A 25,920-nucleotide genomic window follows, 5' to 3' on the forward strand; every position below is an offset into this window, starting at 1 on the left:
CGTCAGCGTGTGCTGCAAGCACGGCCGGATGTGCCGGAAACAGCTTCTCCAGAGACGGTGCCGGCCTCGGCCGCCCAACGGCGGATGGTCTTCTCCGAACGGTTGCACGGCGGCACCGGCACCTACCTCATACCGGTGGCCTGGCGGCTGGACGGCCCGTTGGACCTGGCGGGCCTGCGGTCCGCACTCGACCGTGCGGTGCACCGACACGACGCACTGCGGATGGCGTTACCCGACGACGGTCTGCACGTCGTGCTCCATCCGGCGAGACCGATCCCGCTGGTCGTCGAGGACATCAGCGGCCACGACGAGGCCGAGCGGCGACGCCTGGTCGACGACGCGCTGCTGCGCGAGGCGGAAACTCCGTTCGACCTGGCCAGGCCGCCCCTGGTTCGGGCCCGGGTCCTGCGGACCGGGCCGGAGGAGCACGTAATCGTGCTCACCGCGCACCATGCCATGGTGGACGGCCGCGGGCTGGAGGTCGTCCTCGCCGACCTCGGCGCCGAACAGACCCCGCGACCACTGACGCCGGCCCATGGCTTCGCCGGGCACCTGCGGTCGGCGCAGCAGCGCCCCGAGCCCGGCCGGGAGTTCTGGCGGGCCGAGTTGGCCGGCTCCTCCGGGGTGCTGGCGGTGCCGGTCGACCACCCCCGGCCACGGGTGCTGCCGGACACCGGCGCCACGCTGCGGCGTACGGTGCCGATCGGGTTGCGCCGGGCGGTGGCCGAGCTGGCCCGCACGGAACGCGGCACGGTGCCGATGGTGTGGCTCGCGCTCTACGCCCTGCTGCTGGCCCGCTGGACCGGCACCGACGACCTGGTCGTCGGGATGCCCGCCGAGAACCGCCCGGAGGACGCCGAGGACCTGGTCGGCATGTTCGTCTCGGTGCTGCCGCTCAGGATCCGGGTGGATCGCGGGGCGACCGTCCGCGAGCTGGTGCGGAGCGTCCGGAACACCTGCATACAGGCATACGGCGAGCAGGACGTCCCGCTCGAGGCGATCATCGAGGATCTGGGGCTCTCCCGCGACCTGAGCCGCGCCCCGCTGGTGCAGGTGATGTACACCCACCGGGCGCCCCATCCGCGGCTCGACCTCCCCGCCATCGTCGCCGTGCCGCTCGAGGTGCCACGGCGGTACGCCAAGCTGGACCTGACCCTGGAAACCTGCGACACCGCCACCGGCACCGAACTGCTGCTGGAGTACGCCTCGGCGATCTTCGCGCCCGAGTCGGTACGACGGCTGCTGGACAGCCTCGTCACGCTGGCCCGTAACGCGACCCGTGACCCGGACGTGGCCGTGGGCGACCTGCCGGTTCTCTCGCCCGAGCAGGAGGAGATGATCGGCTCCTGGCAGGGCGACACCGTGCCGATGGCCGCGGAGACCCTCGCCCGGGCGGTCGCGGACCAGGCCGGAAGCCGTCCCGACACGGTCGCGCTCGTCGACGGCACCGGCACGAGCACCGCCGGCGAGGTGCTGGCGGCGGCCGGGGCGTTGGCGGCGCGACTCCGGGCGGCGGGCGCCGGGCCGGGCCAACGGGTGGCGGTCTGCCTGCGACGCGGTCGGCCGCTACCGGTGGCACTGCTCGCCGTGGCGGCCAGCGGGGCGGCCTACGTACCACTGGATCCGGACCACCCGCCGGCGCGTACCCGGCTCGTGCTCGACGACAGCGCACCGGTGGCCGTCGTCACCGAGCCGGGGCTGCGGGACCGGCTCGGTGCCGGGACGGTGCCGGTGTTCGAGGTGACCGGGGCCGACCTGCGGTCGTCGACGGCCTCGTTCCCCCCGTGCCCGGCCGGCCCGGACGACCCGGTGTACGCCATCTACACCTCGGGATCGACCGGCCGCCCGAAGGGTGCGCTCAACAGTCACCGGGCGGTACTGAACCGGCTGCGCTGGGGAGTCTCGGCTCTCGGCATCGGGCCGGACGACGTACTGCTGCAGAAGACCCCGTTCTCGTTCGACGTCTCCGTGCCGGAACTCTTCACCCCGCTGCTGACCGGCGCCCGGCTCGTACTGGCCGAACCGGGCGCGCACCGGGACCCGGCACGGCTGGCCGCGCTGATCGCCGGGCACGGCGTCACCATCGTCCACTTCGTACCCTCCATGCTCGCCCCGTTCCTGGACGAGCCGGCGTCGGCGGACCTGCCGTCGCTGCGACACGTGATCTGCAGCGGCGAGGCACTCCCGGCCGGTCTCGCCCGACGGGTCGTCGACCGGTACCCCGGGGTCAGGCTGTGGAACCTGTTCGGCCCCACCGAGACGGCCATCGAGGTGACCGCCCACCAGTACGACCCGGACCGCGACTCGACAACCGTGCCGATGGGACGCCCGGTCTGGAACACCGTGGCGCACGTGCTCGACGAGCGGATGCGCCCGGTTCCGGTGGGCGGGGTGGGCGAACTGTGCATCGGCGGCATGCAGGTGGGGATGGGTTACCTCAATCGACCCGAACTCACCGCGGAACGGTTTTCCGGACACGACGGCGGGCGGGTGTACCGCACCGGCGACCGCGTCCGGTGGCGCGCGGACGGATCGCTGGAGTACCTGGGCCGGCTCGACGACCAGGTCAAGATCCGCGGTCAGCGGGTCGAACCCGGTGAGGTGACGGCGGCACTGCTGCGCCAACCGGGCGTGGCCGACGCGGCCGTGGTGGCCCGGACTGACGGCGACGGCCCACCCAGGCTGGTCGGATACGTGGTCCCCACCCCGGACGCGGACTGTGTGCCGGCCTCGCTGCAGGCCGCGCTCGCCGCCGAACTGCCCCCCGGGCACGTTCCCTCGGCGCTGGTCACCCTGGACGCGCTGCCGTTGATGCCGAACGGCAAACTTGACCGGATGGCGCTGCCGGCCCCGGCGCCCGTGTTCGCCACGGGTGAGCCGGTCCCGCCGGCCCCCGGTGCCGAACGGACCCTCGCCGACATCTGGGCCGACGTGCTGGGGCTGACCACTGTCGGCGCGACCGACAACTTCTTCCAACTGGGTGGGGACTCCATCCGGGCCTTGCAGGTGATCGGTCCCGCCCGGGCCGCCGGCCTGGGGCTGGACGTGCCACGCATGTTCAGCCACCCGACGGTACGCGGCCTCGCCGCGGTGGCGACCCGGCTGCGCCCGGCCGGGGCCGCCCCGGAATCGACGGCCGAGCCGACCGGCCCGGAAACCTTCGGGCTGCTGTGCGCCGGCGACCGGGCGAGGTTGCCGGACGGCCTCCAGGACGCCTACCCGGCGACCTACCTGCAGCGGGGCATGCTCTTCCACGGCTCGTACCGGCCGGGGGAATCCACATACCACGAGGTCTTCTCCGTCCGGGTCCGGCTGCCCTGGCAACCCGAGACGTTCGTGGCGGCGTCGCGGGACTGTCTCGCCACCCACCCGGTGCTGCGTACCTCCTTCGACCTGGCGACCTTCTCGGTGCCGATGCAGTTGGTCCACGCGGAGGTGACGGTGCCGGTCGAGCTGGCCGACCTGCGCGCACTGCCGGAGCCCGAGCGGGAGTCGTTCCTCGTCGAGCTGTTCGAGACGGAACGGCGTCGTCCCTTCGACTGGAGTCAGGCACCGCTGCTGCGGATACACCTGCACCGGTTACCGGACGAGCAGACCCAGCTCACCCTCAGCTTCCACCACGCCGTACTCGACGGCTGGAGCGCGTCGTCGCTGGTGGCGGAACTCGTGGACCGACACCTTGCGGCCTGTGACAACTCGCCCAGGGTGCTGCCCGACCCGGTCCAGCCGTTCCGCGACTACGTGGCCGCCGAACAGGCCGCCGCGGCCGATCCCGAGGCGGGGGCCTTCTGGGCGGACCTGCTGGCCGACACGACCGGCAGCCCGCTGCCCCGGTGGCGCCGGCCGTCGCCGGCCGGCGGTGAACGGGTGCGCCTGGTGCGGGTGGGCCTCGACCCGCAGGTGGCGGCGGGTCTCACCCGGGCCGCCGCCAGCATCGGGGTGCCGCTGAAGAGCGTGGTGGTGGAGGCACACGTCACGGCCGTCGCCCTGGCGACGGGCCGGACGGAGGTGGCGGTGGGGCTGGCGACCAACGGCCGCCCGGAGTCGCCCGGCGCCGAACGGACGCTGGGTCTGTTCCTCAACACCGTGCCGCTACCTCGTCGGCTGCGGCCGGGCACCTGGGCGGACCGGGTCCGCGCGACCTTCGACGCCGAACGCGCGATGCTGCCCCACCGGCGGCATCCGCTGGCGTTGATCCAGCGTGCCGGAGGCCGGCTGTTCGACACGTTGCTCAACTTCAACGACTTCCACGTGTACGAGCAGGTCCGGGCCGCCGGCCGGTTCGACCCGGTGGGCACGCCGTCGGTCTACGGGGAAACCGACCTGACACTCGTGGTGCACCTGGTCCGGGAGTTCGACGGCACCCTCGCCCTGCACGTGGCGAGCAACCGGGCAGAACTCTGCGACGAGCAGGCCGACGCCCTGGTCGACCTTCACCTGACCGTGCTCGCCGCGATCGCGGCCGACCCGTTCGCGCCGGCGGGGCCGGGCGTGCTGCTCCCGGCGCCCGAACGGAACCGGATACTGGCCCGGGGACGCCGGGGTGGCCCACCGGTCGCCGGTCTGACCGTCAACGCGCTGGTGACGGCCAGGGCCACGGTCACACCGGAGGCGGTGGCGATCCGTTCCGGGCACCGGCTGATCCGGTACGCCGAGTTGCAGACAGCCGCGACGACGCTGGCGGCGCGGTTCGCCGCGGCCGGGGTACGCCCCGGCGACCGGGTCGGACTGCTGCTGGAGCGCTCGCCCGAGTTCGTGGTGGCGGCGTTGGCCGTGCTGCACAGCGGAGCGGCGTACGTGCCGCTCGACCCGGCCTTCCCGCCGGCCCGGCTGCGGTTCATGGTCCGCGACTCGGGCGCCTCCCTGGTAGTCACCACGACCGCGCTGCACGACCTGCTGGACGGCACGCCGACCGACCTCCTGCTGCCGTTCGACGCCGACACCCCGGACACACCGGTGTCACCCGTCATCCCGCAGACGCCGGCTCCAGACGTGCTGGGCGCCACGCCGGGGTCGACGACGACCTGCCCGGACGCTGTCCGGACCGGCCCCGACGACCTGGCCTACCTGATGTACACGTCGGGTTCGACGGGGACGCCGAAGGCCGTCCGGGTGCCACACCGGGCGATCGTCCGTCTGGTGCACGGCAGCGACTTCGCGCCGCTGCGCCCCGGGGACGTGGTGGCCCAACTGTCGAACACCGCTTTCGACGCCGCCACCTTCGAGATCTGGGGTGCCCTGGTCAACGGCGCCGAGCTGACCATCGTCGACCGGGAGACCCTGCTCGCCCCGGACGCCCTGGCCGACGCGCTGAAGCGGCTCGGCGTCACCGCGATGTTCCTCACCACCGCCCTGTTCAACGAGACCGTACGGGTCCGGCCCGACGCCTTCGCCGGAGTCGGGACGGTCATCGTCGGCGGTGAGGCGCTCGACGCTCCGCTGGTCCGGACGGTGCTGGCCGGTGCGGCGCCGGGCCGGCTGCTCAACGGGTACGGCCCGACCGAGACCACCACGTTCGCGGCCTGGCACCACATCCGGCACCTCGATCCGGACGCGCCGTCGGTACCGATCGGCATCCCGATCGGCAACACCGACCTGTACGTCCTCGGCGACGGCCTCGACCCGGTGCCGGACGGCGCGGTGGGGGAACTCGTCGTCGGCGGCCCCGGCGTCGCCCTCGGGTACCACGAGCGGCCGGAGTTGGACGCCGAGCGTTTCGTCCCCGACCCGTGGCGGCCGGACGGGCTGCTCTACCGCACCGGTGACCTGGCCCGGTGGCGTCCGGACGGCACGTTGGAGTACCACGGCCGCCTCGACGACCAGGTGAAGATCCGGGGATTCCGGATCGAGCCGGGTGAGGCCGCGGCGGCGCTCTCGGCGCGCCCCGGGGTGGCGGCGGCCACGGTGCTGGTCCGCGAGGATCGACCGGGCGACCGGCGTCTGGTCGGCTACGTGGTCGCGGAACCGGGCGTGGACCCGGATCCGGTCGGGTTGCGGGAGGCGCTGCGGGAGACTCTTCCGCGCTACCTGGTGCCGGCCGCGATCGTGGTGCTGCCCGCCCTGCCGGTCACCGTCAACGGCAAGTTGGACCGTCGGGCGCTGCCCGCCCCACCGGCGGACTCCGGCGGTCCGGTGGTGGAGCCGCGCAACCCGGCGGAGGAGCGGGTCGCGGCGATCTGGGCGGAGACGCTCGGCGTCGAGCGGCTCGGCGTACACGACGACTTCTTCGATCTCGGCGGGCACTCGCTGCAGGTCGCCCGGGTGGTGGCCCGGATCGGCGCCGAGTGGGGGCTACGGCTGCCGATGTCGATCCTGGCCGAGCAGCCCACGGTGGCCACGCTGGCCGAGGAGCTGGTCCGACTCGCGGCGCGACGGGACGCGCAGCCCGACGTCCCCACCGTGCTCCGGCTGCAGTCGGGGCCGGAGTCCGGCGGCGGTGTGCCGGTGGTGCTGGTGCATCCGGTCGGCGGGACCTGTTTCCTGTACGGGGAACTGGCGAACGAGTTGGGCCGGGACCGACTGGTGCTGGGTCTGCAGGCACCGGGCGTGGAGGGCGAACGCGAGCCCTGCGACAGCATCGCCGCGTTGGCCGACTACCACGTGACCGCGCTGCTCGGACATCTGCCGGCCGGGCCGTTCGTGCTGGCCGGGTTGAGCATGGGCGGCAACATCGCCTACGAGATGGCCCGACTGCTCGCCGCCCGGGGCCGGCCGCCCGTGCTGGTCGCCCTGCTGGACAGCCCGGGCCCGGGGCAGGTGCCGAAACGCTTCGCCGACGACGCCGAACTCATGGCGGCCGCGTTCGCCGACGGAACGCCGGCCACCGCCGAGCTGCTGCGGACGATGCCACCCCGGCAACGACTGATCCACGTCCTGACGGCGGCCCGAGCCGCGGACCAGGTGCCGGCCGACTTCGACGTGTTGGACGTCGACACCGTCCTGGGGGTCTGGCGGGCCCACACCGCGGCGCTCTACGCCCACGTGCCGGGTCCGTACGACGGCGACGTGGTGTACTTCCGCGCCTCCGAGACCGTACCGCCCTATCCGCCGCACCCCGAGCTGCCGTGGCGGCGGCTGCTCGGCGACCGGATGCCGGTCGTGCCGGTGCCCGGAGACCATGTCGGCATGGTGACCGGCGATGGGGTCTCGGTGATCGTGAGCTGGTTCCGGCGCCACGTCGTCAGGTAGCGGACGGGCCCGGGCGGCAGGAGACCGGCCGGGCCCGTCTCCCGTAACGCCCTTACCCCGCGAGGTGATCACCATGTCCAACGGCGTGGAAACGGGAACGCCCGGCGCGGTCGTCGGGTGGGCCCGCGAGCAGAGCCCACCGGCGGTCGAGTTCGACGCGGGGTCCGACCTCGCCTTCGGCAACGCCTTCACACCCACCATGGTGTCGCTGCGCTGGACGGTGGAGCGCGGCTGGCACGACGGAACCGTCGGCCCACACCGCCCGATTCCCCTGCCGCCGAGCATGGTGGGCCTGCACTACGGCCAGGTGGTGTTCGAAGGGCTCAAGGCGTTCCGGACCCCGGACGGCGACGTGTCCGTGTTCCGGTTGACCGACCACGCCCGCCGGTTCGCCAGGTCGGCCGCCCGGCTCGCCATTCCGACCCTGCCGGAGGAACTGTTCGTCGCCGCGGTCGAGGAACTGGTCCGCGCCGACGCCGCCGCGCTGCCGAAACATCCCCGCCAGAGTCTCTACCTCCGGCCGATCGTGTTCGCCGACGATCCCTGCCTGGCGCTGCGGCCCGCCCGGTCGTACCGGTTCGTGCTGATCGCCTTCGTGACCGAGGAGTTCTTCGAGGGCAGCGAAGGCGTCTCGGTCTGGGCGTCCGACACGTACGTCCGCGCCGTCCCGGGTGGCGTCGGCGCCGCCAAGTTCGCCGGCAACTACGCCCCCGGTTACCTGGCCCAGGCGGAGGCCGCCGAGCATGGCTGTCAGCAGGTGCTCTGGCTCGACGCGGTCGAGCGACGCCGGGTCGAGGAGATGGGCGGCATGAACGTGTTCCTGGTCCAACACGGCCCGGCGGGAACCAGTCTGGTGACACCGCCGCTGAACGGGACCATCCTGGCCGGCGTCACCCGTGACTCGCTGCTGACCCTCGCCCGGAGGCTCGGGTTGCGCGGGGTCGAGCGGCCGATCGTGCTGGACGACTGGCGTACGTCGGCCGCCGAGGGTGTGACCCGGGAGGCGTTCGCGTGCGGAACCGCCGCGGTGCTGACACCGATCCGACAGGTGGTGACCAGGCAGGGCGCCTGGACGGCCGGCGCCGACCCGGATCATCCGGTCACCTCGATGCTGCGCCGTGCCCTCACCGGGATCCAACGCGGACCGGCCGACGACCCGTACGGCTGGCGGCACGTCATCAGGAGCGGTCAGGCGGGGACGGGGGTCGATCCACAGTGACTCGTCAACCAGATCGGTTGACGGTGCCAACGGGGAGAGTGGTGCCGAATGTCGCATGCCGAACGGTGGTCGGACCGGGTCCGACGCTATTACCAACTCGTCGACGAGGGTGACGTGCCGGGGCTCCTGCAGCTCTTCTCGCCCGACGTCGTCTACGAACGGCCAGGGTACGAGCCCATCCGGGGTCGGGCGGCGTTGGAGGACTTCTACCGCGACGTCCGCGTCATCGTCTCCGGCCGACACAGTCTCCGGAGTCTGGTCTGCGCAGACGAGGAGGTGGCGGTGCAGGGCGACTTCGCGGGCGTCCTGCGGGACGGTGACAACGTCCGGCTCCGCTTCGCGGACTTCTTCCAGGTGACCGCGGACGGCCTGTTCAGCCGCCGGAACACCTATTTTTTCCAGCCTCTGGTGTAGCTCGGCCGGGCCCACCTGGTCGGCGGCCCGGGCGGACGATCCTCCCGTCGCCGGCCGCCCGACCGGGTGCGGCGCGGTCCCGGCCGGAGGGGTGCCGCGGCGCGGACCGCGGCCCCCCTTCGCCCGGGTGGCGGCCGGCCGACTCAGCCGACCACCCGCACCGGCATCGACGTGACACCGAGGATGAAGTTCGACCGTAGCCGTTGCACGGGACCCGCGAACTCGAACCGGATTCCCCGCCGCACCAGCGGCCGAAACACGCTTGCCAGTTCCACCATCCCGACCGGCGCCCCGACGCAGCGGTGGATGCCGCTGCCGAAGGTGAGGTGCCGGTTGGGCGAGCGGGCGATGTCGAACCGGTCCGCCCAGGGGAACTGCCGCTCGTCCCGGTTGGCGGAGACGTTCCACAGGGTCACGGAATCACCAGCCCTGATCCGCTTGCCGCCGAGTTCCACGTCGCGGGTCGCGACCCGTTGCACGTAGGCGTTCATCGACGTCCAGCGCAGGATCTCCTCCATGGCCGGACCCAGCAGTTCCGGCTCGGCCAGCAGCCGTGCGTACTGGTCGGGGTTCTCGATCAGGGCGCAGATCCCGGCGCAGGTGGTGTACGAAGACGTCTCGTTGCCGCCGACGGCGACGTTCATGCAGTTGTAGAGGATGTCCTCCTCAGACAGGCGCCGGCCGTTGATCTCGGCCCGGAGCAGCATGCTGACCAGGTCGTCGCCCGGGCGGGCCCGCCGTTCCCGGACCAGTTCGGCGAAGAACTCGAAGATCTCGCTCTGGATCCAGGCCAGTCTGATCCGCTCGTCGTCGTCGGTGGCCACCAGCGCGGGATCCCGGAAGCCGATCATCCGGCGGGTCAGTGATACCAGTTCGAGCGCGTCGGAGTGGCCGATGTCCACCATCGTCATCAGCGCGCCGGCGGGCAGCTCCGGGGCGATCTCCGTGGCCAGGTCACCGCCGCCCCGCGTGAGCAGGTTGTCGAGTGCCTTGTCCACCAACGTGGCGACCTGCTGCTGGATCCGGTCGGCCATGGCGGGAGAGAACGCGGGATGCATCTGCTGGCGAAGCAGTCGCTGCCGGGGCAGGTCGCTGGCGACCAGCATCTTCCCGGCAGCGCTGTCGGTGCCGCTGCGGAAAGAGCCGCCGAGGATGGCGCCGCACGACGAACTGAACGTCGTGTGGTCACGATAGGCGTTCAGTACGTCGTCGTACCGGGTAAGCGCCCAGAAGCCCCCGCCGCTCATGGGATGCCAGTACACCGGATCGTTCTCGCGCAGCCAGGCGAGGACCTGGTGGTGTTCGTTGCGGACAAAAACGTCGAGGTCGGTCAGGTCCACAGTTGTCGCGTCGGTCATCGAACGTCCTCGGTCCGCGCTTCTCCCGAGCTGACCGACTCCTGCCGTTTACGGCCCATCACCGCGGCGAGCGCACCGAGGACACTGTTGTCGAGCAGGTCGCGGAACTCGAGGTTGATGTTCAGGTCGCGGCGGATCTTCCGCTGTGCCCGGAACGCGAGCAACGAGTGGCCGCCGAGGTCGAAGAAGTCGTCGGAGGTGCCCACCCGGTCGGCACCGAGGAGGTCCTCCCACAGCGCGGCCAGGTACCGCTCGGTCTCGGTCTGTGGCGGGTCATACCGCTGCGCACGGAGCCGGTGCTCCTCGAGTAGTTCGCCGAGCCGGCGCCAGTCCCGCTTGCCGTGGTCGTTGGCGGGGATCTCCGGCAGGATCAGGAAGGAACTGGGCACCATGTAGTCGGGCAGCAGCTCTTCGGCGTAGGTCCGCAGTTCGCTCGGCTTGACTGTCTCCTCCAGCACCACGAACGCGACCAGGTGCTTGTCCTGCCCCTCCCCCGCCGCCGTCACGGCGATCTCGCGGACAAGCCGGTGCCGGGACAACATCTGCTCCACCTCACCGGGCTCCACCCGGTATCCCCTGATCTTGACCTGGTCGTCGACCCGGCCGACGAACTCGAGCAGCCCGTCCGTGCGCTCCCGCACCAGGTCACCGGTGGCGTACATCCGGGCTCCGGCGGCACCGAACGGGTCCGGGAGGAACCGCTCCGCGGTCAGCGCCGGGAGACCGTGGTAGCCGAGTGCCACCCCGGCCCCGCCGATGTGCAACTCACCTGGTTCTCCCGGTGGCACCGGCGCGAGGGCGGCGTCGAGGACGTACACCTGCGCACCGGCCAACGCGGTGCCGATCGGCACCGAGGTGACGACGTCGGCGGCAGAGACGACCTCGTAACCGGTGCACGCCGTGGTGCCCTCGGTCGGGCCGTACAGGTTGACGAACCGGCCCTGGAACGCGCTGCCCAGCACGTCACGGGCGGCCGCGGGGAGCAGGACGTCGCCGCCGGTGTGCAGCACCCGCAACGGAGCGAACGCGTCGCGGTCCTCCTTGATGACCTGGTTGACCGCCATTGTCGGGACGAGCATCGCGGTGACGCGGCGCCTGCGCAGTTCGCGCTGCAGGTCGGCGGCGATCAGGTCCGTGATGGCCGGGAGCACCACGATCTCCGCACCGTGGGCGAAGCTGCACCAGGTCTCGAAGTGGAAGGCGTCGAACGAGAGGCTGGAGATCTGTCCGGTGCGGTCCCCCGGACCGAGCGGTGGGAGCGACGCGTTACGTCCGAACCCGACCAGGCCGCGGTGCCCGAGGACGACGCCCTTCGGGGTACCCGAGGAGCCGGATGTGAAGAGCATGCACGCCGGGTCGTCCGCCCGCACCGGCCGGCCGGGCCGCCGACTGTCGGCCTGCTCCGCGCCGGGATCGGACGGACCGCTGCGCCACTGCCACACCTCGGTCGCGAGCGGGGACAGCCGGTCACCCCAGCCCGGCTCCGTCAGTGTCAGCCGGGCGCCGCTGGTGGTGATCATGAGATCGCGGCGCTGGTCCGGATAGCGGGCGTCCACGGCCACGTAGACCGCACCGGCCTTGAGTATGCCGAGCATCGCCACGAACACGTCGACGCCCCGCTCCAGGTAGATTGCCACCCGGTCCCCGGCCCGTACGCCACGGGCGACCAGCTCCCCGGCCAGCGTGTCGGAGCGGTCGGCAAGCTCACGGTAGGTGAGCGACCGCGTGTCGTCGGTCACCGCCGGCCGTGCGCCGTGCCTGTCGACGGTGTCCGCGAACATCCGGACCAGGGTCTCCGGATCGTCCTCGGCGTCTTCGGGCCGGGAGTCCTGATCCGGCCTCGACTCAAGTGCCCGGATCCGGGCGTCGTCGAGGCACTCGGTACGCGAACCGAGGAATCCGGTGTCGTACCAGCCGGGCGGTGGGGAACTGCCCGCCGCCCAGAGGCTGACCTGGTCACGATCGTTGCGGACCAGGCGGAACGTGGGTTGGATCGAATTTTCCATCGACCGAGGTCCTCCATTGTGCTGCCCGGTGTCGAGGGTGAGGCCCGCACATCCGCGGTGGCGGCGGACGTCGTGGCACCAGCCGGACCGGCACGGTCGATGACCTCCGCGGGCGTGGGCCGAACTGGCCGGCTCCGGCACTGAGTCGATCTTAGGCACAACGGACCGTCCACGATGTCCCCGAGATCGAATTCCGTCGCGTCAGCCCGGCATCCACGTCCTCGCCGCCGACCCGTACCGAACCACCGGCCGTACCGAGCGGCCCTACGGCCGGCAGGGTGTGGAGGGGTTGCCGCGATCAACAAACGGCGGCAGACTCGGATCCCGGCCGCTGGTCGGAACGGCCTCGTGGCCGTCGATACGCCTGTCTGTGTGCGGTGTGCGCACTGTTGGAGCTGAACACGGTGGAGACGGTGGGAACGACGGCCGAGGTCCGGGACCAGGACCCGACATCAGCGGAGCTGGCGGTGCTGGCCGGAGCCCCGGCCGCGTACCCGTTCGGGTCCGCCGTACACGAGGTCTTCCTGAGGATCGCGGCCCGGTACCCCGACAGACCGGCGCTGGTCACCGGGGACCGGAGCGTCAGCTACGCCGCGCTGGCCGAGGCCGGTCGGCAGGCCGCCGCCGGACTCGCCGCGGCAGGGGTGACGCGCGGCGACGTGGTACCGGTGCTGCTACCCCGTTCGCCGGACCTGGTCGCGGTCCTGCTCGGCGTACTGATGCGCGGCGCGGCGTACGCGGTGTTCGACGTCCGCTGGCCGGACGAGCGGTCCGCAGCCCTGGCGACGGTCGTCGACGCCCGCACCGTCGTCGCACGGCGGCCCTTCGGCGACATGCCCACCTGGATTCCGCCCTCCGACCTGTTCGCACGCGTCGGAGCCGACGTCCAGGTCGTCACCGTGCCCGGCGACGCCGCCTGCTGCGTCTTCTTCACCTCGGGATCAACCGGCACACCCAAAGCGGTTCTCTCGCCGCACCGGGCGACCACCCGGCTCTTCGCACCGGGGGCGATGAACGGCGAGTTCGGCCCCACCGCACGAATGCCGCAGTGGGCACCGCTGCCCTGGGACGGCCTCACCCTCGAACTGTGGTCGATGCTGCTCACCGGCGGCACCTCGGCACTCTGCGAAGATCGGTTACCCACCACCGGGGTGCTGCGGCAACTCGTCGGCGACGGCGTCGACTCGCTGTGGCTCACCAGCTCCCTGTTCAACCTGATCGTGGACGAGGACGTCACCGCGTTCGCCGGTCTGCGTCGCCTGTGGACCGGCGGAGAGCGACTGTCGCCGACCCACGTGCGCCGCTTCCTCGGCGCGCATCCCGGCATCACGCTCGTCAACGGCTACGGACCGGCCGAGTCGTGCGTGTTCGTGACGACGCACGAGATCCACCGGGACGACTGCGACGACCCCGACGGGATACCGCTGGGCACGGCGGTCGCCGGGACCGTCGTCGTCATCCTCGACGGCGACCGGGTCTGCCGGGTCGACGAGGGCGGCGAGATCTGTGTGGCCGGCGACGGGCTGGCGATCGGTTACCTGGGCGACCGGGAACTCACCGACCGCCGGTTCGTCACGGTCGCGGTCGACGGTGTCGACCTGCGTCTGTACCGGACCGGCGACCGCGGCAAAATCGGCAGGGACGGCCTGCTGCGCTTCCTCGGACGAGAGGACCGCCAGGTCAAGGTCCGTGGCTTCCGGGTGGAACTCGGCGACGTGGAGACCCTGCTCCGCGCGGTCGACGGCGTCACGAGCGCGGTTGTCCTGCCGGACCGTGATCCCGCCGGCTCGTGTGTCGGCCTGACCGGTTACTACACCGCGGCCGCCGAGCAGACCCACGACCCGGACTCGGTACGGGCGGCCCTGCTCGCCCAGGTGCCCCGGTACCTCGTTCCCGACCGGCTGGTCGCGGTGCCGCACATCCCCGTCACGGCGAACGGCAAGGCCGACCACTCGGCGCTACGAAGCCTCGCCGGCGAGCGGACGGTCAACGAGGCCTCCGGGCCACCGTCGGACGAGACGCCGGATCCGGTGCTCGCCGAGGTGGTGGCGGTGGTGTCCGCGGTCAGCGGAGTCCCCTGTACGGCCGCAACCCCGCTCGACAACGGAACGCTGACCTCGCTGCAGGCGATGCGGGTCTGCATCAGACTCAACGAGCGGCTCGGCGTGTCGGTCCCGCCGGAACGGGTGTTCGCGGCGTCCACCGTCCGGCAGCTCGCCGAACAGCTGGGCGACGGCGATCCGGACCGGGTCGTGCCCGGGCCCCCGGCGGCCGGCGAGGAGGTGCTGTTGGCCGACACCCAGGTCGGCTTCCTGGTGGAGCACGAGATGCGCCCGGACAGCAAGGCCGGCCACTGCCTGATCGGCTGGCTGGTACGAGGGCCGTTCGAGACCCAGGTGTTCCGGGCCGCGATGGCTGACGTACAGGCACGACACGAAGCGCTCAGAGCCTGCTACGAGGCGGACCTCGAACCGTTCCTGACCCCCGTGGACGAGGTGCCGGTCGGCTTTCCCGAGCTGGGCACATTCACCGACCTCGCCGATGCCTGGGCCGCTGCCCGGGCGGATCTTCTGCGCCCGCTCGCCCTCGACACCGGCGAGGTGTGGCGGGGCAACCACGCACGCTTCGGCGACCAGCATCTCGTCTCGCTGGTGATCCACCACGTCGCCTACGACGGTTGGTCGGAGTCCGTGCTCGCCGACGACCTCTCCACCGCCTATGCCGACCGCCTGGCGGGGCGGGTACCCGCCTTTCGCACGTCCGCGCCACGGCTGGCCGAGGCGATCGCCGCACGACGGGCGGAGGCCACCCGTAAGGCCTCCTCGTCGGTCACCCGGGAGTACTGGGCCCGGCTGCTCCGTGACCTCCCCGAGCACCGGGCGCTCAAGGGGGCGGCCGAACTCGGCTCGCTCGCCGTGGCCGTACGCTCCTGCCGGTTGTCGGCCGAGACACTCGACGGTGTGGACCGGCTGGCCCGCGAACTCGGCATCGCCCGGTTCCCGGTGCTCGTCGCCGGGTTCGCCGCGGCGCTCGCCGACGCGCTCGGGCAGGAGGACTTCGGCATCGGGGTGCCGGTCTCGGTACGACGACACGCCAGCCAGGCCAACGTCGTCACGTGTCTCGTCGACACCGTCTGCCTGCGTCTGGGCGCACCACCGGCCGGGTCGGTACGGGAGTCCGCGTTGCGGGCACACCAGCAGATGACGGCCGGCCGGGGTGCGTACGCCCTTTCCTTCCCGGAGGTCGTCAGGGCGGTCAACCCGCCGCGTCAGCGCGGCCGGAACCCGCTGTTCAGGACGATGTTCGTGCTCCAGGACAACACCACACCGGTGCTCGCCCTGCCCGCGGCGGAGGTACACCTGCACCGTCCGGCCGTGCCGGAGCCGATGAGCGAGTTGCTTGTCGAGGTGTGGCCCGACGAGACGGGCGCCCGGCTGGACGCCACCTTCTACCCGGAGGCGCTGTCGGCGGACTCGGTGCTCACCACCTTCGCGGCGTACGAACGGATCCTGGCCCGGATCCGGCCTCCGGAGCCGACCGCGACGTAACGACGTCGACGGCGAGTGTCCACACCGGCGGGCCGCACCGCTGGCACAGCTCGTTCGAATCGAGCTGCCCGGCGCCGCGCGGTATCCGGACCTGAACGCCGCGTCGTTGGTGAACCGCCTGCTCAGCACCGCGACACCGCTGGCCGACAGAGAGGCGTCCGAGACGCGCGCCCTTCGTCGCTGTCGCCGCCGCCCCCCGCTCAGCCGCCCGGTCCGGTCGGCTGACCCTGCGGGCCCTTCGGCGTGAGCTGTTCCTCGGCCGCGGTCTCGTCGAACAAGAACGCCTCACCGGAGCGGACCACGGTGCCCTCCGGCTCGTCGGCGAGCCGCAGTCGCTCGTGCCGGATCGCCCCCCCTCGACCATCACCACCGCACCCCTGGACGCCGCGTGGTCGTGGTAGCCGGTGTCGTGCACGTCCGCCATCCAGGAGATCGCCCAGACGCCGAGGTGGTCGCTGGTGTGCACGTCGACGTACGTCCGCTCGCGGCTGGTCCGACGCAGGTCGTCCGTCCAGAGTTCGGGGCGACCCGCCACGGCGCCTTGCCGCAAACCTCGGTGGTCCCCTGAACCTGGCGACTGGTCCGGTCGGGAGTCCGCCGATCCAGGCAGGGGGTCGGCCGATCCAGGCATGGGTCGACCCGCCCCGGTCAGGGCTTCGGCCTGGCCGGTCAGAGGGTTGGCCGGCTGGTCAGGGCTTTGGCTGGTCGGCGTCCAGCGGCCGGTGTCGGGCGAGGGCTCCGGAGAGCCGTGGCAGGTCGCGGTTCGGGTCCCGGGTCAGCCGGGGCAGGTCGTCGATGACCAGCGCGCCGACTTCCGGGTGCCACAGCCACGCGTACGCCGGATCCTCGGCGAGCCGGGACCCGGGTGCGGGTACGGCGACCAGCGCCGGCGGCAGGCCGGGCCGGAGCGGTACAAGATCGATCCGGACGACCTCCGACCACGGCAGGTGATACAGGTGTTCCCGGTCCGGCTGGTATCCGATGCCGTCCGGGTCGACCCACAGCCGGGGGTACGGACGCACGGACCGCAGCAGCAGGGCGACCCCACCGGTGCCGAGGGCCAGCCCGAGCCCGCCGGCGATCCCGGCGACGCCACGCAGGGTTCTCTGGTCCTCCTGGTCGAGTCCGAAGAGGAGGCTGAGCGCGAGGTACCCGGCAGCCATGAACATCCCGGCCGCCCCGAGCGCGGTCAGCGGCGTACCGGCCACGGCGCTGCCGGGTCGAATCCGGACGAACCCGGAGCCGCTCCGGGGACGCCAGCGCAGCGCGGGTCGGAGCAGGAGCGCGATGGCCGTTCCGCCGAGGAGTCCGCCGACCACGCCGGTCAGGGTGCTGAGGGTGCACGGCGCGGTCACGATCGCCGCCAGCACAATGAAGGTGATCCAGAGCGCCCGGGGTACGGGTTGCGGCTCGACGGCCGGGAACGCCTGGCTGTGCGGGGGAACATTGGTCGGCGGCTGGGCCGGCCATCCGGGAGGTACCGGACTCTGCGGGACCGGACCGGGCGGCATCGCGCCGACCGGCAGCGGGGCGGCCTGCGCCCCGCTGACCGGCACCGCGCTGACCGGGTTCATGCCGACCGGCGGGCCGACGACCTGGTGCGTGCCGACCGGCGGGCCGACGACCGGCGAGGGTGACACGGCCGCCGCCGGAGCTGGCGACACCGGCCGGACCGCGTGCAGGGCGCCCTCGGCGACCACGATCTCCGGCTGCTCCAGCACGGTCGCCGCCACCCCGGTCACCTGGTGCAGGGTCGTGGCGGCGAGCGGCACCCGCGACGCACCGCCGACCAGGAACACCCCGGCCAGGTTGTCGGCGTCGACACCGGCCCGGGCCATCACCTGCCCGGTCAGCGTGGCGGCACGTTCCAGGTACGGGCGGGCGAGCGCCTCGAACTCCTCCCGGCTGACCGAGACCTCCCGGTCGACCACGGGCACGTACAGCCCGGCGTGGCTCTGCCGGGAGAGCATCTCCTTGGCGGTCCGGGCGTCCTCCCAGAAGGCCAGGAAGTGCCGACGGTCGGCCGGGTCGGTCGGCGCGGTGACCCGCTGCCACGCCTCCGGATGTCCGGGCCGGACGGCGGCGGCGACCCGCTCGACGACCAGCGCGTCGAGGTCCAGCCCGCCGAGGTCGGCAAGGCCGTCCACCTCACACACCTCAAAACCGTCGCCGGTACGGCGTACCACGCTGACGTCGAAGGTGCCGGCCCCGAGGTCGTAGACGACGAGCAGGTTTCCCGGCCGGACCGCGTGTCCGAGCACGGCGGTGAAGTAGCCGGCCGCCGCGACCGGCTCAGGCACCAGGGTCGGGGCGGGCAGTCCCGCCCGGACGGTCGCCTCGGTCAACACGTTCCGGCGTACCGCGCCCCATCCGGCGGGATAGCACACCACGACGTCGTCCGGCAGGTCGCCACCGGCCCGGACCGCCTCCTCGGCGATCCGGCGCAGCGTGGCGGCGACCGCGTCGCCGACCGGTACCCCACGGTCGGCGAGCAGCAGAGTGCCGTCGTCGATCCGCCGTTTCGGGTGCGGCTCGAACCGGGTCGGGTCGAGCCGGGCACTGTGCAACGCGTCCCGGCCGGGAAGCAGCTCGCCGTCCCCGGTCAGGAACACCGCCGACGGCAGCAGCGGCGACCCGTCGAAGAGCAGCGGCCGGTTACGGCCGTCCGGCCAGCGAAGCACCGCGACGGTGTTCGAGGAGCCGTAGTCGATTCCCAGTCGGTTGCCGGCCACTGCGGCAGTGTACGCACCACACGTACCACGCTCACCGGGTCGCCCGTCCCGGGCAGTCAGCAGGCGAAGACGACCCGGCGGAGCAGGAAGTCGGCGGTCAGCCGGGACACCTGCTCCGGCTGCTCGTCGAGCGCGAAGTGGCCCGCGTCGAGCAGGTGGATTTCGGCCTCCGGCGCGTCCCGGCGGTACGCCTCGGCCTCCTCGGTCTGGAACGAGGTGTCGTACCGTCCCCAGAGGACCAGCAACGGCGGCCGGTGCCGGCGCAGCCACTCCTGCCACCGTGGATAGCTCGCGACGTTGTTCCGATAGTCGTGGAAGAGGTCGAGCTGGATGTCGGCGATGCCGGGGCGGTGCAGGAACGCCAGCTCGTCGTCCCAGAGGTCCGGGTCGTACGCCTCGGGTCTGGGACTGGTGCCGACGTGCCGTTGCCGGGTGGCCGCCGGGGAGAGGAAGTTCTCCCGCAGTTCGGCCTCGTGCGCGGCCCGGTCCGCCCAGAAGGCCCGGCGGACCGCCCAGTTCGGGCCGAGCCCGACCTCGTGTGCGACCGCGTTCTGCACGACCAGCGCGGCGAGCCGCTCGGGGTGTGCGACCGCCAGCCGCATACCGATCGGCCCACCGTAGTCCTGGACGAAGAGGCTGTACGTCGACAGTCCGAGGATCTCGCTGAACCTGCCGACGACCTCGGCGAGATGGTCGAAGGTGTACGCGAAGTCGCGCGGGCTCGGCGCGTCGCTGTGCCCGAAGCCCGGATAGTCCGGGGCAACGAGGTGGAACCGGTCGGCGAGCCGGTGCAGCAGCGGTTCGAACATCCGGGACGAGGACGGGAAGCCGTGCAGGAGCAGCAGCGTCGGTGCCTCCGGGGACCCGGCCTCCCGGTAGAAGATCGAGATACCGTCGACGTCGGCCAACCGGTAGGTCGTACCGCTCATATCACCGTCCTCCCGGCGGCTTCCCCGCCCGCCGCCCGCTCGCGCCGGGACACCCGAGCCGGTGTCTACCCGTTGGCCGGCCGGACACACCCGCCGTCCGGGCGGGTTAGCCTGTTCCGGTGCCAGAGCCTGAACCGACGTACCGGCGCCGGTCCGCCCGGGTGCTGGTCCTCGACCGAGCCGGACACGTCCTGCTGCTGCGCTGCCGATTCGGCGACGGCGATCCCGGACCGGACGCCGCGCACTGCTGGCTGACGCCGGGCGGTGGGGTCGACGAGGGTGAGACGTTGGCCGAGGCCGCCGCCCGGGAACTGCACGAGGAGGTCGGCCTGCGGGTCGAACCGGGTGCGCTCGGCGACCCGGTCGCCTACACCACCGGGTACGCGAGGATGAGCTGGGCCGAAGGGATCTTCCGGGACGACTTCTTCCGGTACCGGGTCGACTCGCACCTGGTGGACACCGACCGGATGGAGGCGCTGGAACGCGGCTACCACGCCGGTCACCACTGGTGGAGCGTGGCGGAACTCGCCACCACCGACGAGGTCGTCTATCCACTCGAACTCGCCCCGCTGCTGGTCGAACTCTGCGCCGGACGGATCCCCGCCCAGCCCGTACGGCTGCCCTGGCACCACTGAGTGGAGATGGGAGTGAACGGCCGGCAGAGGGCCCAGGTCGACGTGCATCTGATCCTGCGCCGTAACAACAGGATCCTGCTCGGCGAGCGGGCCAACACCGGCTGGGCCGACGGCTGCTGGCACCTGCCGTCCGGGCACGGCGAGGCCGGCGAGTCACCCACGACGACGCTCGTCCGCGAAGCGGCCGAGGAGATCGGGATCCGCGTCAAGCCGTCGGAGGCCCGCTTCGTCCACCTGCTCCACCACCGGACCGACTCGCCGCGGATGGCACTTTTCTTCGAGGTCGTCCGCTGGGAGAACGAACCCGTCAACCGCGAGCCGGACAAGTGCACGGGATGGTTCTGGTTCCCGGTCGACGACCTGCCCACGCCGATGGTCCCGTACGGCCGGCAGGCGCTCGATCACTACCTCGCCGGCGAGCCGTACGCGGAACACGGCTGGCCGGACACTGAGCGGCGGCTGAATCCCGTCGCGCCGGCCGAGGTCGACGGGCAGCATGAGCACATGGCGCCGATCACCGTACGTCCGCTGGCCCCGGCCGACGTCGACGTGCTTCCTCCGGCGTTCGCCGAGGTGAACTGGCCCGGCAAGACCGCCGACCAGTATCGCCGCTACCTCGCCGAACAGGAGGCCGGCACCCGCTCGGTGCTGGTCGCGTCGGTGGACGACACCTTCGCCGGGTACCTGACCGTGGCCTGGCAGAGCGGTTACCGCCCGTTCCGGCTGGCCGGCATACCGGAGATCCAGGACCTGAACGTGCTGCCCCGGTTCCGCCGGCGCCGGGTCGCCTGGACCCTGATGGACCGGGCCGAGGAGCTGATCGCGGAGCGGAGTACCACCGCCGGGATCGGCGTCGGGCTGTACGTCAACTACTCCGCCGCCCACCTGATGTACCTGCGACGCGGTTACCTGCCGGACGGCCGGGGCGTGACGTACCGGGGCAGCGTCGTCCTGCCCGGAACCTCCGTTCGCGTCGACGACGATCTCGTACTCATGCTGGTCCGCCGCCTGGGTTAGACGGCGCCTGCGTTCGCCATGCCGCACGCGTCCGGCCGGACGCGGCGGTGGCCTGCCGGTCCCGCTCAGTCCGGCGACGCGGCGATCCGTACCCGCTGGCTGTCGCCGTCGGTGAGGAGCGACGCCAGGGCCTGCCCCTGCTCTGCCATGTCGTCGCGCTCGGTCCGGGAGAACGGCCGCAGCGGGGTGACGGTCACCGTGTCGGCCTCGACGGTCCAGGTCGCGGAGACCCGGCCGTCGACCAGGACCACCCGGGCACCGGCTACCGACAGGTAGCGGTCGGCGTCGTCGATGATCCGGGTCCGGTCGTGGTAGCCGAGGATCGAGTTGTCGAAGGCCGGCAGGAACCGTACCGGGGCGGGGGTGTCGGGGTCGGGGCGCGGCGCATCGGGCAGGTCCAGCAGCTCGCGGCCCCGCTCGTCGCGGAAGCTGACCAGTTCGTCGCGGATCGCGGCCACCACCGCCGGCAGTCCGGCGAGACCGGACCAGGCGCGCAGGTCGGCCACGGAGGCGGGGCCGAACGCGGCCAGGTAGCGCCGCGCCAGTGCCGCGCCGACCGGGTCGGCGCCGTCCGGGGCCGCCGGGTCGATCTCCCGCCCGAGCCACGAGGAGAGCATCCGGTACTTCGCGCCGCCCTTCGTCCGCCACAGCCCGCGCGGCGGGAGTTGCGCCACCGGGACGAGGGCGGCGAGCAGCAGCTCGCCCAGGGGCCGGGGTCCGGGTGCCGGCCAGCGTTCGGCCAGCTCCCGGGCGAGTTCTCCCATCGAACGGGGCTGGTGGTCGGCCAGCACCGCCCGGCCGGCCGCGGCGAGTTCGTCGAGGTCGACCCCGGCGAGCTCCTGGCGGTAGGTGCCGAGTACCCGCTGGCGCAGCATGCCGTCGTGGCGGGCCCGCCAGGCCAGGGCGTCGTCGGCGGTGACGAGGTGGACGGTACGTCGCATCAGGTGCAGCCGTACCACGCTCCGCCGGGTCAGCAGGTCGGAGAGCACCCGCGGGTCGAAGCCGCGCAACCGCGACCAGAGTCCGACGTACGGTTCCTGGGGTTCCTGCGCCTGCAGGCCGCACAGGTGCGCGACGGCGTCGAGGACGGGCAGGTCGGCGGGGTCGAGCAGGAACTGTCGGGCGAGGGTGGCGCGGTTGAGCGCCCGGTTGTCGAGCACGGTTGTCGTCGGCACCCGACAACTCTCGCGGAAGAAGCGGTCAGGTTCTGACCGCTCCTCCCGGGACGATGCGCGGATCGTGACTCAGTACGGCTCGACGTAGACGGCGATGCTGCGGGGTGGGACGGTGACCGTACCGGTCGCCCGGTCGAACGCGGCGGTCCGCAGCACCGGGTCGGCCGACTGCCGCAGCACCGGATGCAGGGACGTTGCGGTCCCACGCAGCCCCGGCACGGTCTGGGTTGCCGCCGCCGGGGTGGCGTTGACGACCACGGTCAGCGAGCGCCAGCGCCGGTCCAGTCCGGTTCCGTCCAGCCGCATCGTGATCACCCCCGGTGTCTCGTCCACTCCGGACAGCGGGAACGTCACCCGGCGCTGCACCTGCGCCCCGTCGGCCAGCCCGAAGACCGGTGACGACGCCCGGATCCGGAGCAGTTCCCGGTAGCGCGCGTCGGTCAGCTCGACCGCCGCGCAGTCCGGTGCGAGTCGGGGATCGGCGAGCAGTGGACGGGCGTACGGCCACTTGTCGGCGTTGTCGGTGGCCGGTGGCAGTCCGATCCCGAACCCGTTCCCGTCCGCGCAGTCCCAGCGGATCTGGTTGAACCAGTCCCCACTGTTGTACGAGTTCCGGTCCAGCGACTTCGACCGCAACCGCTCACTGCCGGAGGTCACGAAACCGGTCCCCTGACTCAGCACCGGCGTGCCGAGCGCGAGCACCTGCATCCGGGACCGGTCCTGCGCCGACGTCCCGGCCGGCAGCTTGTACGCCAGGGCGTCGTACAGGATCTCGTTGTCGTGCGCGTCGACGTAGCTGACCGCCTCACCGGGCGCGGCGGTGTAGCCGGCCGGTGCGCCGTTGTAGTCGACGTCGGCCCCGGTGACCGTCTCGCCGGACGACGCCACGAACCGGTACGACGCCAGGTTGCCGACCAGCCCGACCTTGATCTGGTCCTGCTGGTGCAGCAGCCGGGCCCGCTGCTGGTCGAGGGTGCCGTTGACCGGGTCGCCGTTCGGGTCGGTGAACAGCCCGGAGCCGAAGCCCTGCACCCTCGGGTTGGCGTCGACCTTGTAGGCCTTCGCCCACTCGACCACCGAGTCGACCACCAGCTTGCCCATCATCAGGTGCTCGGACGCGGTGTTGGCGCAGCAGGTCGAGGTGGCCAGGGTGCCGTCGTCGAGCAGCCGGTGGTAGTAGCCGGGGACGATCTGGTCCAGCACCGACTTCGGGTCGGTGCCGGCGGCCGACGTGTGGTTGTAGACCACGTCCAGCACCACCCGCAGCCCGGCCCCGTTCAACCCGGCCACCATCTGCCGGAACTCGGTCGTCCGGCGCTCCGGGTCGACCGCGTACCCGCCCTCCGGCACCGTGTGGTGCAGCGGGTCGTACCCCCAGTTGTAGCCGTCGGTGTCGCGGACCGTACCGACGCACTCCTGCTGGCGCGCGGAGTCCGGCCAGGTCGCAGGCCGGCACCGCCTGGTCGGCCCGGCGTTCCGGGATGGTGGCGAAGTCGAAGGTCGGCAGCAGGTGCAGGTGGGTGACCCCGGCGTCGGCCAGGCCACGTAGGTGACGCATGCCGGTGGTCGCCGGGTCGGTGAAGGCCAGGTAGGTGCCCCGGCGCTGCGCCGGCACCGAGGCGTCCGCGATCGAGAAGTCCCGGACCGAGACCTCCTGGATCTGGGTACGGCCGGCCGGCACCGCCGCCGGCTTGCGCAGCCCCGCCCAGCCGGGCGGCGCGGTCGCCGGGTCGGCGAGGTCGACGAGCCGGCTGTGCGTGGAGTCGACCGCCAGGGCCAGCGAGTACGGGTCGGTGACCGAGGCGGTGACGATCCGCTGCGCGGCCGGCTGCCACACCTCGACCCGGTACCGGTAGTACCTGCCGACCCAGTCCCGGTCGCCGCGTAGCGACCAGACCCCGGTCCGGTCGTCCCGGCGCATCGGCACCGTCGTCGTGGGGGTGCCGGTGGGCGCGTCGTACAGTTCCAGCGCCACGGTGCGGGCGGTCGGCGCCCAGAGCGCCAGGTCGGGTCGCCCGCCGTGGAGGGTCGGACCGAGCCGGGCCTGCGCCGCCGCGGAATACACCTCGTCGAGCACCCCGGGGATCTGCACGCCTCGATGCAAGACCTTGCAGCGCCAGCGCCCAGCATCCATCATCTTGCGCAAGCAAGCATCCATCGGCTGGTTCGGACCGCAGCGCCTGGCAGTGGGGCTGCGGCAGCAGGAGGCGGGGAGCGGCCCGGGGGCCGGGCGCGATGTCAGGAGCGCGAGGACCCGCGAGCCGAGCAGCCGGAGGCCGGGAACGACAGCCGGTGGCCCGGCGGCGCGGGACGCGGGGCGGCGGCCGACGCCGGCCGCCGCGACACGTGGGCGGCTCAGCTGATGCTGCAGGCCGCGCCGTTCACCGTGCAGACGGTGGGACGGGTCGTCCGGCCGTCGTGTTCGAACTGGACCCGCAGCGGCACCGTGCCACCGGCCGGCGCCGACTGGGTACCGGTGAAGACGTAGCTCTCCCCGGACCGGCGCAGCATCGGCTGCGGTGCCCCGTCCACCCAGAACGCCCGCAGCCGTCCCACCCCGGACGGGAAGCGCAGCTCGACGGCCCACGGCCGGGCCGAACTGGCCTGGTTGCGGATCCGCACCTCGGCCATGAACAGGTTCCGCCAGTCGTTCGTCACCCGGTAGTTGGCGGTGAGTTCACTCTGCTGCGGCGGAGGACCGGCGGGCGGCGAGGAGGTGGTCACCGGGCGCCCGGCCGGTGTGGTGGGGCGGGGCGCTCCGGTGCGGGACGGCGTCGCGCCGGCGCCGGTCGGGCGGGCGGTCGCCACCGGGGACCGGCTGGCCGGCCCGGTCGACGGGGTCAGGTCCGCCGACGCCTCGGCGGTGACCTCCGGAGTGGGGGTGTTGCCGGGCACGAACGGGAAGACCGGCTCGGGGGCGCTGGCCGGTCGCCGGTCACCGGTGAGGTAGCCGGTGGCGGCGACGAGCAGCACGATCATCACGAGTACGCCGGCCGAGACGACGATCCAGGGCGCCGCGGCGAACAGTCGCCAGCGGGGCGTCTGCGGGGCGCTCACCGGGCCGGGATCCGGACCGCGATCTCGTCACCAAGCCGTGCGCCGCGCGACAACTCCAGTTCGTCGCCGCTCCAGAACCGGCCGGGGTCGTACCAGCTCGCCCGGCGACCGGTCGGCAGCAGGCCCATCGCCTGGTACGTGACGGCCACCACCTCGGCGCAGTACGCCGTCTCCAGCGCGAGTTCCCTGGCCCGCTTCCCGCCTCCGGGAACCCGACCGCGCGCCCACCGCCAGGCGAGCTGTGCGGTGGACGGGAAGGGCGTGCCGTCCAGGCGGGCGATGGTACGCAGCACCCCGTTCTCCATCTCGTGATCGGCCGGTGGTTCCAGCTGGCGGAGCCAGGCCCGCTGACCGTACCGGACACCCCAGACCCGGACCGCATCCCGTAGGTCGTGCAGTTGCACACCCCGGTGATGGTTGCCGGACCACAGGTCCGGCAGTGATCGGCCGAGCTCGGCGTGCCACATTAGCGGTGGCAGGTCCTCGAGAACCACGGACATTCCGACATGGTTGACCGGACTGTTCGTGGTCAACTGGATCGCCCGATCCGGCACACTGCGGCCCCGGAAGACCCACACGTCGCCGGTCCGGGTCAGCTCGACCGCCTCGTCGAGGCTGAGTTCGCTCTTCTGCTCGCCCACT

Annotated in this window: 13 protein-coding genes and 1 pseudogene; 6 read left to right on the forward strand and 8 right to left on the reverse strand. The window is 72.4% G+C overall.

Annotated features, from left to right (window positions below):
- Nucleotides 1-57: 57 nt before the first annotated feature.
- The 3 genes from ABGB05_RS06960 to ABGB05_RS06970 all read left to right on the forward strand — a co-directional run bounded on the left by ABGB05_RS06960 (nucleotide 58) and on the right by ABGB05_RS06970 (nucleotide 8,821).
- Nucleotides 58-7,188, forward strand: coding sequence for an amino acid adenylation domain-containing protein (locus ABGB05_RS06960; protein ID WP_347652348.1), 7,131 nt, complete (start codon nucleotides 58-60; stop codon nucleotides 7,186-7,188).
- 73 nt (nucleotides 7,189-7,261) lie between these two features.
- Nucleotides 7,262-8,407 (forward strand): branched-chain amino acid aminotransferase, encoded by a 1,146-nt coding sequence (locus tag ABGB05_RS06965; protein WP_347652349.1) that lies wholly within the window; start codon nucleotides 7,262-7,264, stop codon nucleotides 8,405-8,407.
- Between the two features lie 48 nt (nucleotides 8,408-8,455).
- Nucleotides 8,456-8,821: a nuclear transport factor 2 family protein gene (locus tag ABGB05_RS06970; RefSeq protein WP_347652350.1), complete on the forward strand. Its 366-nt coding sequence runs from the start codon at nucleotides 8,456-8,458 to the stop codon at nucleotides 8,819-8,821.
- A 143-nt stretch (nucleotides 8,822-8,964) separates the two neighbouring features.
- Here the strand turns inward: ABGB05_RS06970 and ABGB05_RS06975 are convergent, their stop codons facing one another.
- Together ABGB05_RS06975 and ABGB05_RS06980 are read right to left on the reverse strand one after the other, a co-directional pair.
- Entirely contained in the window at nucleotides 8,965-10,179 is a 1,215-nt protein-coding gene (locus ABGB05_RS06975) for a cytochrome P450 (protein WP_347652351.1), read from the reverse strand.
- Nucleotides 10,176-12,185 carry an amino acid adenylation domain-containing protein gene (locus ABGB05_RS06980; protein ID WP_347652352.1) on the reverse strand — a complete coding sequence of 670 codons (2,010 nt, stop codon included), beginning with the start codon at nucleotides 12,183-12,185 and terminating at the stop codon, nucleotides 10,176-10,178. The genes ABGB05_RS06975 and ABGB05_RS06980 overlap by 4 nt, the downstream gene beginning before the upstream one ends.
- Nucleotides 12,186-12,598: 413 nt before the next feature.
- On the opposite strand from ABGB05_RS06980, the gene ABGB05_RS06985 reads away from it, so the two are divergent.
- Nucleotides 12,599-15,733 carry an AMP-binding protein gene (locus ABGB05_RS06985; RefSeq protein WP_347652353.1) on the forward strand — a complete coding sequence of 1,045 codons (3,135 nt, stop codon included), beginning with the start codon at nucleotides 12,599-12,601 and terminating at the stop codon, nucleotides 15,731-15,733.
- A 689-nt stretch (nucleotides 15,734-16,422) separates the two neighbouring features.
- Here ABGB05_RS06985 and ABGB05_RS06990 read toward each other — a convergent pair.
- Both ABGB05_RS06990 and ABGB05_RS06995 read right to left on the reverse strand, forming a co-directional pair.
- Nucleotides 16,423-18,465 carry an Hsp70 family protein gene (locus tag ABGB05_RS06990; RefSeq protein WP_347652354.1) on the reverse strand — a complete coding sequence of 681 codons (2,043 nt, stop codon included), beginning with the start codon at nucleotides 18,463-18,465 and terminating at the stop codon, nucleotides 16,423-16,425.
- A gap of 56 nt (nucleotides 18,466-18,521) precedes the next feature.
- A complete protein-coding gene (locus ABGB05_RS06995) occupies nucleotides 18,522-19,394 on the reverse strand; it encodes an alpha/beta hydrolase (protein WP_347652355.1) in 873 nt (290 codons plus the stop codon).
- Nucleotides 19,395-19,513: 119 nt separating this feature from the next.
- Between ABGB05_RS06995 and ABGB05_RS07000 the strand changes: the two genes are divergently transcribed.
- Together ABGB05_RS07000 and ABGB05_RS07005 are read left to right on the forward strand one after the other, a co-directional pair.
- Nucleotides 19,514-20,029, forward strand: coding sequence for an NUDIX domain-containing protein (locus ABGB05_RS07000; protein ID WP_347652356.1), 516 nt, complete (start codon nucleotides 19,514-19,516; stop codon nucleotides 20,027-20,029).
- A gap of 12 nt (nucleotides 20,030-20,041) precedes the next feature.
- Nucleotides 20,042-21,046 (forward strand): GNAT family N-acetyltransferase, encoded by a 1,005-nt coding sequence (locus tag ABGB05_RS07005; RefSeq protein WP_347652357.1) that lies wholly within the window; start codon nucleotides 20,042-20,044, stop codon nucleotides 21,044-21,046.
- Between the two features lie 65 nt (nucleotides 21,047-21,111).
- Here ABGB05_RS07005 and ABGB05_RS07010 read toward each other — a convergent pair whose 3' ends face one another.
- The 4 genes and pseudogenes from ABGB05_RS07010 to ABGB05_RS07025 all read right to left on the reverse strand — a co-directional run bounded on the left by ABGB05_RS07010 (nucleotide 21,112) and on the right by ABGB05_RS07025 (nucleotide 25,919).
- Nucleotides 21,112-22,221, reverse strand: coding sequence for a winged helix DNA-binding domain-containing protein (locus tag ABGB05_RS07010; protein ID WP_347652358.1), 1,110 nt, complete (start codon nucleotides 22,219-22,221; stop codon nucleotides 21,112-21,114).
- 69 nt (nucleotides 22,222-22,290) lie between these two features.
- A pseudogene (locus tag ABGB05_RS07015) lies at nucleotides 22,291-24,345 on the reverse strand (alpha-1,6-glucosidase domain-containing protein); the annotation flags it as partial.
- Nucleotides 24,346-24,576: 231 nt separating this feature from the next.
- Nucleotides 24,577-25,278: a cellulose binding domain-containing protein gene (locus ABGB05_RS07020; RefSeq protein WP_347652359.1), complete on the reverse strand. Its 702-nt coding sequence runs from the start codon at nucleotides 25,276-25,278 to the stop codon at nucleotides 24,577-24,579.
- The gene (locus ABGB05_RS07025; protein ID WP_347652360.1) at nucleotides 25,275-25,919 is read right to left on the reverse strand and encodes a hypothetical protein; all 645 of its coding nucleotides are present in this window, start codon (nucleotides 25,917-25,919) and stop codon (nucleotides 25,275-25,277) included. Before ABGB05_RS07025 ends, ABGB05_RS07020 begins: the two co-directional genes overlap by 4 nt.
- Nucleotide 25,920: the final 1 nt, after the last annotated feature.

The organism is Plantactinospora sp. B5E13, from assembly GCF_039871775.1.
Lineage (GTDB): Bacteria > Actinomycetota > Actinomycetes > Mycobacteriales > Micromonosporaceae > Plantactinospora.

Coding starts and splice junctions, on each gene's coding strand:
- ABGB05_RS06965 (WP_347652349.1), top strand. CDS start 7,262: ATGTCCAACGGCGTGGAAACGGGAACGCCCGGCGCGGTCGTCGGGTGG.
- ABGB05_RS06970 (WP_347652350.1), top strand. CDS start 8,456: ATGTCGCATGCCGAACGGTGGTCGGACCGGGTCCGACGCTATTACCAA.
- ABGB05_RS06975 (WP_347652351.1), bottom strand. CDS start 10,179: ATGACCGACGCGACAACTGTGGACCTGACCGACCTCGACGTTTTTGTC.
- ABGB05_RS06980 (WP_347652352.1), bottom strand. CDS start 12,185: ATGGAAAATTCGATCCAACCCACGTTCCGCCTGGTCCGCAACGATCGT.
- ABGB05_RS06995 (WP_347652355.1), bottom strand. CDS start 19,394: ATGAGCGGTACGACCTACCGGTTGGCCGACGTCGACGGTATCTCGATC.